The 10,645-nt window shown below is 70.5% G+C and carries 11 protein-coding genes; 7 read left to right on the plus strand and 4 right to left on the minus strand.

Annotation, left to right across the window (positions count from 1 at the left end):
- Positions 1-64 precede the first annotated feature (64 nt).
- Together C1A38_RS24005 and C1A38_RS24010 are read right to left on the minus strand one after the other, a co-directional pair.
- Complete coding sequence (locus tag C1A38_RS24005) at positions 65-1,474, minus strand: RNA polymerase sigma factor (protein WP_233196993.1); 1,410 nt, start codon at positions 1,472-1,474, stop codon at positions 65-67.
- Positions 1,438-1,809, minus strand: a complete 372-nt coding sequence (locus C1A38_RS24010; protein WP_102659994.1) for a YciI family protein — start codon at positions 1,807-1,809, stop codon at positions 1,438-1,440. The genes C1A38_RS24005 and C1A38_RS24010 overlap by 37 nt, the downstream gene beginning before the upstream one ends.
- Before the next feature lie 132 nt (positions 1,810-1,941).
- Between C1A38_RS24010 and C1A38_RS24015 the strand changes: the two genes are divergently transcribed.
- From C1A38_RS24015 to C1A38_RS24035, 5 genes are all read left to right on the plus strand, one after another.
- On the plus strand, positions 1,942-2,211 hold the full coding sequence (locus tag C1A38_RS24015) for a hypothetical protein (RefSeq protein WP_102659995.1): 270 nt from the start codon (positions 1,942-1,944) through the stop codon (positions 2,209-2,211).
- Positions 2,211-3,248 (plus strand): hypothetical protein, encoded by a 1,038-nt coding sequence (locus C1A38_RS24020; protein ID WP_102659996.1) that lies wholly within the window; start codon positions 2,211-2,213, stop codon positions 3,246-3,248. Before C1A38_RS24015 ends, C1A38_RS24020 begins: the two co-directional genes overlap by 1 nt.
- 190 nt (positions 3,249-3,438) lie before the next feature.
- Positions 3,439-3,798, plus strand: a complete 360-nt coding sequence (locus tag C1A38_RS24025) for a GntR family transcriptional regulator (RefSeq protein ID WP_233196994.1) — start codon at positions 3,439-3,441, stop codon at positions 3,796-3,798.
- Positions 3,795-4,721, plus strand: a complete 927-nt coding sequence (locus tag C1A38_RS24030; protein ID WP_102659998.1) for an ABC transporter ATP-binding protein — start codon at positions 3,795-3,797, stop codon at positions 4,719-4,721. Before C1A38_RS24025 ends, C1A38_RS24030 begins: the two co-directional genes overlap by 4 nt.
- A complete protein-coding gene (locus tag C1A38_RS24035; protein ID WP_102659999.1) occupies positions 4,718-5,413 on the plus strand; it encodes a hypothetical protein in 696 nt (231 codons plus the stop codon). The genes C1A38_RS24030 and C1A38_RS24035 overlap by 4 nt, the downstream gene beginning before the upstream one ends.
- Before the next feature lie 170 nt (positions 5,414-5,583).
- On the opposite strand, the gene C1A38_RS24040 is transcribed toward C1A38_RS24035, so the two are convergent.
- Positions 5,584-7,767, minus strand: a complete 2,184-nt coding sequence (locus tag C1A38_RS24040; protein ID WP_102660000.1) for a carbohydrate-binding module family 20 domain-containing protein — start codon at positions 7,765-7,767, stop codon at positions 5,584-5,586.
- Between the two features lie 268 nt (positions 7,768-8,035).
- Here C1A38_RS24040 and C1A38_RS24045 point away from each other — a divergent pair, with 268 nt between their 5' ends.
- Complete coding sequence (locus tag C1A38_RS24045; RefSeq protein ID WP_102660001.1) at positions 8,036-8,965, plus strand: LLM class F420-dependent oxidoreductase; 930 nt, start codon at positions 8,036-8,038, stop codon at positions 8,963-8,965.
- A 2-nt stretch (positions 8,966-8,967) separates the two neighbouring features.
- Here the strand turns inward: C1A38_RS24045 and C1A38_RS24050 are convergent, their stop codons facing one another.
- On the minus strand, positions 8,968-9,366 hold the full coding sequence (locus C1A38_RS24050) for a hypothetical protein (RefSeq protein WP_013735311.1): 399 nt from the start codon (positions 9,364-9,366) through the stop codon (positions 8,968-8,970).
- A 59-nt stretch (positions 9,367-9,425) separates the two neighbouring features.
- On the opposite strand from C1A38_RS24050, the gene C1A38_RS24055 reads away from it, so the two are divergent.
- Positions 9,426-10,645 (plus strand): FAD-binding protein (locus C1A38_RS24055; RefSeq protein ID WP_102660002.1); only part of this gene is annotated, 1,220 nt, incomplete at its 3' end.

Below are 10,645 nucleotides of genomic sequence, written 5' to 3' on the forward strand. Positions count from 1 at the left end.
GCCAAGGGGGCGTGCGCCAGCGGGAAGGTCACCGGCGGGACGACCGTCAGCGGCAGCACCTGCCTCAACGGCGGCACGACCTCCTTCCACCGCAACGACCACAGCTACAACCTGGAGGCGTCCGCCTGCTACAAGACTCTCCTCGGGACCCAGCGCTGCCTGGCGGTGAACATCCCCGAGCCCTGGTGACCCCTGCACTGCCACCGGAGTCACGTGCGGCGGCAGCCCGGCGGAGCAGGTGCCGGCGTTCGGGGTCGCTGCCGGCGAGCTCCGCCGCCCGCCGCCAGGCCGTTGCCGCGGCGGCCCGGTCGCCGGCCAGCTCCAGCAGGTGCGCGCGGACGGCGTGCAGCCGGTGGTGCCCGGCGAGGATGCCCGATTCCAGGTGCGCCAACAGGGCCAGCCCAGCGGCCGGCCCGTGCACCATGCCCACCGCCACGGCCCGGTTCAGGGTCGCCACCGGGTTGGGTGCCAGGCGTTCCAGCAGCTCGTACAGGGCCAGCACCTGCGGCCAGTCGGTCTCCTCAGTGGTCGACGCCTCGGCGTGCACGGCGGCGATCGCGGACTGGATCTGGTACGGCCCCGGGGGCGAGGTGGTCAGGGCCTGTTCCACCAGCGCGCTGCCCTCGGCGATGGCCGCACGGTCCCATCGGCGACGGTCCTGCTCGGTCAGCGGCACCAACTCGCCGTCCGGGCCGACCCGCGCGGCGGACCGCGCCTCGGTCAGCATCATCAGCGCGAGCAGGCCGGTGGTCTCCCCGTCGTCGGGCAGCCGGTCGTGCAGTCGGCGGGTCAGCCACAGCGCCCGCCGGGTCAGGTCGGGCCGGTGCAGCCGCGGGCCGCTGCTGGCGCTGTAACCCTCGTTGAAGATCAGGTACAGCACCTGGCGGACCGCGGCCAGCCGGGCAGCCTGCTCCGCCTCCGGCGGCAACTCGAACCGGGCGCCCACCTCGCGCAGCCGCTGCTTGGCCCGGAAGATCCGCTGGCTCATGGTCTTCTCCGACACCAGGAACGCCGCCGCGATCTCCGCCGTGGTCAACCCACCCACGGCCCGCAGGGTCAGGGCCACCTGCGCGCTCGTCGACAACGCCGGATGGCAGCAGAGCAGGAAGAGTTCCAGCAGGTCGTCGCGGGGCACATCGGCGTCCGACGGCGGCCCGACAAGCGCGTCACGCCCGGTGGTGTCGAGCACCGTACGCTCGCGGCGGGCCCGGGCGACCTCGGACCGTACGTGGTCGACGTAGCGGCGGGCGGCCACGGTGTGCAACCAGGCCGCCGGATGCTCCGGTACGCCGTCGCGCGGCCACGTTTCGACAGCGGCGACGATCGCCTCCTGCACGGCGTCCTCGGCTGCGCTGAAGTCGCCGTAGCGGCGGACCAGCACACCGAGCACCTGGGGGGAGAGCCTGCGCAGCAGTTCGGCAGCGGCCTCGTCGAGGCTCAGTGGTCGGCCCCGTCGCGGATCATCAACGGCCACATCTCGATGCCGCCACCGACGCCGGGAGCGAACCGCAACCCCGGGTACGACCGGGCGATCTCCACAGCCCTCTGCTCACTGTCCACGTCGACCACGAAGTACGAGCCGACGTACTCCTTCGCCTCCAGGTACGGCCCGTCGGTGACCACCGGGGTGTCGCCGGCCATCCGCACCGAGCGGGCCGGGGCGTCCAGCCCCTGCACGTCCACCAGTTCACCGCGAGCGCGCAGTTCCTCGTTGAAGGCGTCCACCTCGCCGATCAGCGTGGCCAGGTCGCCGGCGGGCAGGCTGCCCCAGATCTGCTCGTTGCCGTAGATCAGCATCAGGTACTTCATGTGGAACCCTCCGTTGCGGTGTCCGCAAGGTGACAGGACGCCCGGGCCTGCCCCGATGCACTGTTGTAGCAGGTCAAGAGGCTGCGGATGGCGGGCCACATCCGACTCTGCCCGAGCCAGGAAGGAACTGCCATGGCCGCTCCCACCGTGACCGCCTCTCTCAACGCGACAAGCTACGCCCCCGGTGCCCAGATGCTGCTCACCGTCACCTACGGCGATCCCGACACCAAGACCGTCACCGTCACCGTCGTGGTCACCGACGCCCAGGGCAACAGCAGCGCGCCGGCCAAGGTCAACGCCGTCATCGACCCGCTCACCGTCACCGTCACCGACGACTCGAAACGTACCTGGACCCGGGTGTCGGACAACGGCACCGTGGCCGTGTACCGGGCGGTGGCCTGATGCCCCGGGTCACCGTCACGGTGCGTGACTCGTCCGGGCAGACCGCCACCGCCGCCGCCAACTACAGCCTCACTCCGCCGGTGCTCGGTGGCTACTACCTGTCCGGCAACGCCGACCCGACGACCGACATGTCGGGCGGCAACTTCCGCTCGCTGACCCAGTACCGCAGCTTCGCCGACAGCAACATCTTCCCCGGCTACAACCGGCCGTGGCTGGTCACCCTCGGCCGGTCCGGGGTGCAGATGAACATGGTGCTGGAACTCAAGCACTACGGGGCCGGTGACACCGGATCCCAGACCTTCACCGTGGACGGGGTGCGCTACACGGTGCCGGCCCCGGCGATGACCATCCAGCAGCGCCCGGGGACCGTGTGGCCGAAGGCGTACGGCTACGGTCAGGTGATCTCGGGGCAGTGCGACGGACTGTTTGCGCGGGCGCTGTCGCAGTACCGGACGCTGGGCTTCGGGGTGAACATCCAACTCGCCTCCGAACTCGACACCGACCACGAGTTCGGCACCACCGAGGCCGGTAAGGCGTACACCTGGGCGGAGTCGGACGCCCGGGCGGTGCAGGCGATGACGTACATCGTCAACTGGTTCCGGGTCAAGGCGCTACCAGCGGGAACAACCTTCTCGGTCGGCGTCGGTGGCTTCGACCGGGCCTCGTTCACGCGCACCCACCCGGAGTCGCTGATGTCGCGCCTGGACTACCTGCAGTGGAACGTGTACGCGACGAGCGCCTCGGACACCGCGCTGGCCCGGTTCCGCCGCACCAAGGACTGGGCGGTGGCCGACCTCGGTCCGGTGGCGCTGTCCCGACCGGTGATCGTCGCCGAGTGGGGGGTCCGGGTCGCCGAGATCCCGGACCAGGCGGCCTGGATAGCCACGGTGCCGGCCGCGATCGCCCGGCTCAACGCGGAGCGCGGGCCGATTCTCGCCCGGACCAACTACTTCAACTCCGGCTGGGGCACGTTGAGCCCGAAGGCCGCCGGATTGGCCGCGTTGCGGTCCGCGTACGCCCGCTCGCCGTACGCCTGAGCCGGCCGGTGGTGCCGGGTGCGTGCCCGGCGCCACCGGCCTTTCGCTGCCCGGCGGCCGGCCCCTTCGCTGCCCGGTGGCCGGAAGCCGACGACTGCCGTGCCTTGACTTCGAGCCGTGTTGGTTGCATGGTTAGTTACATGAGTAATGAACCAGCCAACCGATGGAGTGCAGCGGGACGGCGGGTGTGATGGACGACGGCCGGCCGATCTTCCTGCAGGTCGCGGAGCTGCTGGAGAGCTCGATCCTGGACGGGACGCTGGCCGAGGAGAGCCAGGTGCCGTCGACGAACGAGCTGGCGGCCTTCCACCGCATCAATCCCGCGACCGCCGCCAAGGGCGTCAACAAGCTGGTCGACGACGGAACGCTCTACAAGAAGCGAGGAATCGGGATGTTCGTCTCCTCCGGCGCCCGCGCCAAGCTGCGCGCCCGCCGCCGTGACGAGTTCGCCCGGCAGTACGTGCAACCGCTGGTGGCCGAGGCACGCAAGCTCGGCATCGACCCGGCCGAACTCAAACACATGATCGACAATTGGGAGGAGACCCGATGAGCCCGGTGGTCACCGTCACCGACCTCACCAAACGGTACGGCGACGTCACCGCGCTGGACCGCGTCAGCTTCACGCTCGCGGAAAACCGGATCTACGGCCTGCTGGGGCGCAACGGCGCCGGCAAGACCACCCTGATGCAGCTGCTCACCGCGCAGATCTTCGCCACCAGCGGGGAGATCACCGTCTTCGGTGAGCACCCGTACGAGAACGAGCGGGTGCTCTCCCGGATCTCCTTCATCAAGGAGAGTCAGACCTACCCGTCGAACCTGCGCGTCAAGCACGCGCTACGGGCCGCCGCCCTGGTGTACCCGAACTGGGACGAGGAGTACGCCCAGCAGCTGGTCGAGGACCTCCGGCTGCCGCTCCAACGCAACGTCCGCAAGCTCTCCCGGGGCATGCTCTCCGCGCTCGGCATCGTCATCGGACTGGCCGCCCGGACCCCGCTGACCTTCTTCGACGAGCCGTACCTCGGCCTCGACGCGGTGGCCCGACAGATCTTCTACGACCGGCTGCTGGCCGACTTCACCGAACAGCCGCGCACCATCGTGCTCTCGACCCACCTGATCGACGAGGTCAGCGACCTGATCGAACACGTCCTGCTGATCGACCAGGGTCGCCTGCTGCTGGACAGCGAGACCGACGCGCTGCGCGGGCAGGTGGTCACCGCCTCCGGTCCGGTCGCGGCGGTGGACGAATTCGTCCGCAACGGCACCGAACTGCACCGGGTACGCCTCGGCGGAACGGCCCGGGCCACCGTGCGCGGTGACTTCGGCGCGGCCGAGCACGAGCGGGCCCGCGCACTGGGCGTGGACCTGGTCGCCTCGTCGCTCCAGGACATCGTCGTACGCCTGACCACGTCGTCAAACGGACCCGCAGCGGACGCCGGCAGCGCCGTCGCGGCCGACAAGGAGGCCGTCCGATGAACCGCACCCTGACCGTCGCCCGGATGCAGTTCGTCGCCTGGCGCAGTGTGGTCGGCTGGCCGTGGGCGATCCTGCTGCTCAGCTTCGCCATCAACCTGGCGTTGTTCAGCGCGATGGGGGAGAAGGACGACTTCGAGCCCACCACCGGCGGCCTGATGAGCATCTACGTGGTGATGTTCGTGGCCAGCATCAGCGCCATCACGATGGACTTCCCGTTCGCGATCGGGCTCGGTGTCTCCCGCCGCAGCTTCTACCTCGGCAACGTGCTGCACTTCGTCGGTCAGGCGATCGTCTACGCGGCGGTTCTCTACCTGCTGGCCGTGATCGAGCAGGCCACCGACGGCTGGGGCGTGAACCTGCGCTTCTTCGGCATCCCGTTCCTCCTGGTCGAGCATCCGGTCCTGCGCTACCTCGGCTTCGCGATCCCGTTCCTGCTGCTGGGCTTCGTCGGCATCGCCATCGCCGTGGTCTTCAAGCGCTGGGGGATGAACGGCATGCTCACCCTGTCGGCGGTGACGCTGGTCGCCGTCGGTGGCTCCGCGGTGCTTGTCACCTGGCAGGGCTGGTGGTCGGCGATCGGTGGCTGGTTCGCCGACCAGCCCGGCGCCGCCCTGCTGGTCGGCTGGCCCGCCCTGCTGACCCTGCCGCTCGCCGTGGTCAGCTACCTGATCATCCGCCGCGCCACCCCCTGATGAAAGGAAGGGCACCTTGTTAACGCCTGCGGTAGAGCAAGGGCCCCCTTTTAACACCACGACCTTTAACACCACGACCGGCTGCGCCGCAGAGCGCGACGGCTCACCGTGAGGACAACGGGGGCGGCCCCTCCCGATCGGGTTCGGGAGGGGCCGCACGGTGGGTACGGTCAGCGCCAGGTGTCGGTCAGGGTCACCGAGCCGGACGCGGTGGCGGTGCGGTTCGCGCCCGACTCCCAGACCACCTGCCCGGAGTCGGTGCGCTTGACGTATTTGTAGGAGAAGGCCGTGCCCGCCGGCAGGCTCAGCTGCCCGGTCCACACCGGGTACGCCGTCGGCGAGAGTCGTACCCCCTTGGCCGGGTCCCAGCCGCCGAGGGCGGGCAGGTCACCGACGACGTAGACGTGCTGGCCGTACGTGGTGCTCGCGGTGGCCTGGAAGGAGACCGTGGCCTCGCCGGGCGGGTTGGTGGCCGGCTGGTTCCAGGTCACGGTGAAGGTCGTCCCGCCGGTGCCGGTGCGGTTGGGGTCGTTCTCCCACTGCACGCCGTTGCCGACCTTCACCAGCTTCCACTCGAAGGCGGTACCGGCCGGGATGTCGACCGAGCCGCTCCAGGTCGGGTAGCTGCCCGAGGTGGTGGACAGCTTCACCCCGTTGGCCGGGTTCCAGGAGCCGAGCTGCGGGATCGAACCGACCACGTACACCTCCTGGCCGGGGTTGGTGGTGACGGTGGCGGTGAAGCGGGTCGACCCGGCCGGCTGCGACGGGCTCGCCGTCGGCGTCGGGGAGGCGGTCGGGGAAGCGGTGGGCGTGACGGTCGGAGTCGCCGTCGGGGTCGGGCCGTCCAGGCGCGCCTCGACGTGCAGGGCCACCGCCTGGTCGGCCGGGATGGCGGCGCTGAAGCTGCCGCCCGTGACGGTCACCGCTCCGCCGGGGCAGGCCCCGGTCGACCGGTCGTACGCGCCCCGACCCACGTTGCAGTACCGGCCGTCCGGCAGTGAGGTGCTGAAGCTGCGGCTCCACGTGCTGCCGGTGGCGTTGAAGGCGGCGTACCCCCGGTTGCCCCGGGCGAACGCGAGCCGACCGTTGCCGTCGGTGACCACCGAGGCGATGCCGGTGCCGGCGACCGCGTTGCGGAAGCCCGGCATACCGGCCACCCCCGCGTCGCGGTGCTCGCAGATCCAGGCGCTGCTGGTGCAGTCCGTGGCCAGGGTGGTGCCGTTGGAGGTGCTCGGCGGGCCCTGCCCGTGCACCGAGCCGAACGCGTAGCTCGACATCAGCTGGGGCCGTCCGTACGGGTGGGCCATCATGAACGTGTCCGCCAGGTAGTAGCGGGCGCCGTTCTTGTAGGTGAGCGTCGGGGTCTCGCGCTGGGTGTCGTGGTTGTCGATGAACACCACCGCCTGCTGCCCGGTCAGGCCACCGTAGTGGGGCAGGTTGCCCAGCTGCGCGATGTTGCCGTCCCGGAAGGCCGACGAGACCGCCCGCTGGTAGTCGAAGTTGGTCACCCCGCCGTACGGCGCGTACGCGGTGTAGGGGATCGTGCCGTCGCCGTACACCTCGTGGAACAGGTCCGGTCGGCCGCCGAAGCCGGGCACGTCACGCAGCCGGTTGATGATGTCGGCCAGGTGCGACTCCTGCACGTGCTTTGCCGCGTCCACCCGGAACCCGGCCACGCCCAGGTCGATCACTGCGTTCATGTACTTGGCGATCTTCCGCCGCACCTCGGGGTCGGCGGTGTTGAGGTCGGCCAGGTCGAGCAGCTCGCAGTCCTGGACCTCCTGCTTGTTGCCCCAGTTGTTGATCCTGCGGTAGCAGGGCCCGAAGTCGGCGTAGCCGTAGCTGTCGCCGGAACCGTCGTCGAACAGGTTCGGGTAGCTGTACTTGCCGTAGACCGTGCCGGCACTGCCCGGACCGGCACCTGCCGAGCCGGTGCCGCTCATGTGGTTGAGCACCATGTCCACGTAGATCTTCACGCCCTGCGCGCGGCAGCGCTCGACCATGTCGACGAACTGGGCCTTCGTGCCGCGCCGGGTGGCGTCCAACCGGTACGACACCGGCTGGTAGTCCTGCCACCACGGGTAGGTGGCGCCCTCGGCGCTGGGCAGCACCACGTGTTCCTGGGGCGGGGAGACCTGCACGCCGCCCCAGCCGTTCGGGCCGAGGTTGGTTTCGCACTCCTCGGCGATGGAATCCCACCGCCACTGGAACAGGTGGACGATCGCGTCGCCGTTGGCGCGTACCTCGGCTGCGCTGGCCGGGGTGGTGCCGGCGGCGATGACGGTGAGGCTGGCCGCGACAAGTGTCGCGGCCAGGGCCGCGGGTATCGCGGCGCGGGGACGGGGAACTCGCACGGGCCCTCCTCGGGGGACGGTCAGGCAGAGATGGTGGAAGTCAACGTTTCCTGCAAGTTGTGCAAGAAGTTGCGATGATGCGTGACCGTAACAGCGACATCGATGCTTGGGAACCTCTGATTCACAAGTCCCCTGTATGGAGAACAAGCCCTTGCGGACGCCTGCAATCACTGCAAAGATTTGCGTCCACTTGGCTCGAAACAACCGGTGGCTCACACCGGCGGCACAAGTCGGGGCGGTACGGCCGTGAGCTTTCTATGCTCGACTCATGGAACTGCGGATCTTCACCGAACCCCAACAGGGCGCGACCTACGACGACCTGCTCGCCGTGGCCCGTCGCGCCGAGGAGACGGGCTTCGGCGCCTTCTTTCGCTCGGACCACTACCTGAAGATGGGGTCGGTAAGTGGCGACCCCGGCCCGACCGACGCCTGGACGACCCTGGCCGGACTGGCCCGTGACACCCGCTCCATCCGGCTCGGCACGCTGATGACTGCCGCGACGTTCCGGCTGCCCGGCCCGCTCGCCATCACCGTCGCGCAGGTCGACCAGATGAGCGGCGGACGGGTCGAGCTGGGCATCGGCACCGGCTGGTACGACGCCGAGCACAGCGCGTACGGGATTCCGTTCCCGGCGCTGGGGGAGCGGTTCGACCGGCTCGAAGAGCAACTCGCGATCATCACCGGGATGTGGCGGACCCCGGCGGGGCAGACGTTCGACTACACCGGCCGCCACTACCAGGTCAGCGACTCACCAGCGCTGCCGAAGCCGGTGCAGCGGCCGCACCCGCCGATCCTGCTCGGCGGCATGGGCGCGAAGCGTACGCCGCAACTGGCCGCCCGCTACGCCGACGAGTTCAACCTGCCGTTCGTCTCGATCGCCGACACCGTCACCCAGTTCGAGCGGGTCCGGGCGGCCTGCGAGCGCATCGACCGGGACCCGACCGAGCTGGTCTGGTCCAACGCGCTGGTGCTCTGCTGCGGCAAGGACGACGCCGAGGTGGCCCGCCGGGCCGCCGCGATCGGCCGGGAGCCCGACGAGCTGCGCGAGAACGGCGTGGCCGGCACCCCCGCCGAGGTCGTCGACAAGATCGGCCAGTACGCCGCCGTCGGCAGCCAGCGCATCTACCTGCAGGTGCTCGACCTGGGCGACCTGGACCACCTGGACCTGGTCGCCGGTGAGGTGATGCGCCAGCTCTGACGTCAGCGGACCGACGAGCGCACCACGGTGTCCAGCCGACCGTCCCGGTCACTGTCCAGGTAGGTGACGTCCGGGATCCCGTCACCGTCGAGGTCGAACTGCACCACGTCGGCCACCCCGTCGCCGTCGACGTCGGTGACCACCTGCACCGAGCCGTCCAGGTGCCGGCTGACGATCGACCGGCCGCCGCCCGCCTGCCGCGGCGGCGGCCCCGGGGTGGGCACCGGCGTCGGCGCCGGTCCAGGCGTCGGGTTCGGTTGCGGGCCGGGCTGGCTCGCCACATCCGAGGCGTACGCCCCGGCCGGGCCGCTGGCCGGCTCGACGCCGCTGCCGCCCGGATCGATCTCCTCCTCGGAGGGGTACACGTCGCCACGAGGGGCGGGATCACGGTAGCTGCTCATCGGCGTAGGGTTCCCCGACGGAGCCGGCGGTAACCGCCGCCGCGGAGAAGGGGGTCGCAGTGCCGACGCACCGTAACTGGGCAGGCAACATCCAGTACTCCGCCCGGGCGTACCACCGGCCGACAACTGTGGCGGAGCTGGCGACACTTGTGGCCGGCAGCGACCGGATCCGGGCGGTGGGCAGCGGACACTCCTTCAATCCGCTCGGCGACACCACAGGCGACCTGGTCACCCTGGCCGGACTGCCGGCGGACGTACGGCTGGACGAGGAACGCCGTACCGTCGACGTCCCGGCCGCTATGCGCTACGGCGACCTGGCGAGCTGGCTGCACGAGCGGGGGTACGGCCTGGCCAATCTCGCCTCCCTGCCGCACATCTCGGTGGCCGGCGCGATCGCGACCGGCACCCACGGCTCCGGCGAGCGCAACGGCAACCTGGCCACCGCCGTCGCCGGTCTGGAACTGGTCACCGCCACCGGCGAGCTGCGCACCGTGCACCGCGACAGCGACGACTTCGCCGCGATGGTGGTCTCCCTCGGGGCGCTGGGCATCGTCACCCGGGTCACCCTGGACGTGCTGCCGACCTTCGACCTGCGCCAGTACGTCCACCTCGACCTGCCCCGCCCGGCGCTGGACGAGGCGCTCGGGTCGGCGTACAGCGTCAGTGTCTTCACCGACTGGCGCTCGACGCGCGGCACCCAGGTCTGGCGCAAACAGCTCGCGGACGCGCCCGCGCCCCCGGCGGACTGGCTCGGCACCACGGCGGCCGACCGGCCCTGCCATCCGGTGCCCGGCATGCCGACCGCCAACTGCACCGAACAGCTCGGCGTGCCCGGGCCGTGGCACGAGCGGCTGCCGCACTTCCGGCTCGGTTTCACCCCGAGCAGCGGCGACGAACTGCAATCCGAGTACCACCTGCCCCGCGCCGACGCGGCCGACGCGCTTGCCGCCCTGGACGAGGTGGCACCCCTGATCGCCCCGGTGCTGCAGATCAGCGAACTGCGGACCATCGCCGCCGACGACCTCTGGCTCAGCCCGCAGTACCACCGCGACAGCCTCGCGATCCACTTCACCTGGATCGCCGACACCGCACGGGTGCTGCCGGTGGTCGCCGAGGTGGAACAGGCCCTGGCCCCCTTCGCACCCCGCCCACACTGGGGCAAGGTCTTCACCACCGCCCCCGAAGCGATCGCCGCCACCTACCCCCGCTGGTCCGACTTCGCCACCCTCCTGCACCACCTCGACCCCACCGCCAAGTTCCACACCCCCGCCCTAAACCC

Source organism: Verrucosispora sp. ts21, from assembly GCF_002879555.1.
Classification (GTDB): domain Bacteria; phylum Actinomycetota; class Actinomycetes; order Mycobacteriales; family Micromonosporaceae; genus Micromonospora; species Micromonospora gifhornensis.

Coding starts and splice junctions, on each gene's coding strand:
- C1A38_RS24045 (WP_102660001.1), top strand. CDS start 8,036: ATGGAACTGCGGATCTTCACCGAACCCCAACAGGGCGCGACCTACGAC.
- C1A38_RS24010 (WP_102659994.1), bottom strand. CDS start 1,809: ATGAAGTACCTGATGCTGATCTACGGCAACGAGCAGATCTGGGGCAGC.
- C1A38_RS24015 (WP_102659995.1), top strand. CDS start 1,942: ATGGCCGCTCCCACCGTGACCGCCTCTCTCAACGCGACAAGCTACGCC.
- C1A38_RS24025 (WP_233196994.1), top strand. CDS start 3,439: ATGGACGACGGCCGGCCGATCTTCCTGCAGGTCGCGGAGCTGCTGGAG.
- C1A38_RS24020 (WP_102659996.1), top strand. CDS start 2,211: ATGCCCCGGGTCACCGTCACGGTGCGTGACTCGTCCGGGCAGACCGCC.
- C1A38_RS24030 (WP_102659998.1), top strand. CDS start 3,795: ATGAGCCCGGTGGTCACCGTCACCGACCTCACCAAACGGTACGGCGAC.
- C1A38_RS24035 (WP_102659999.1), top strand. CDS start 4,718: ATGAACCGCACCCTGACCGTCGCCCGGATGCAGTTCGTCGCCTGGCGC.
- C1A38_RS24050 (WP_013735311.1), bottom strand. CDS start 9,366: ATGAGCAGCTACCGTGATCCCGCCCCTCGTGGCGACGTGTACCCCTCC.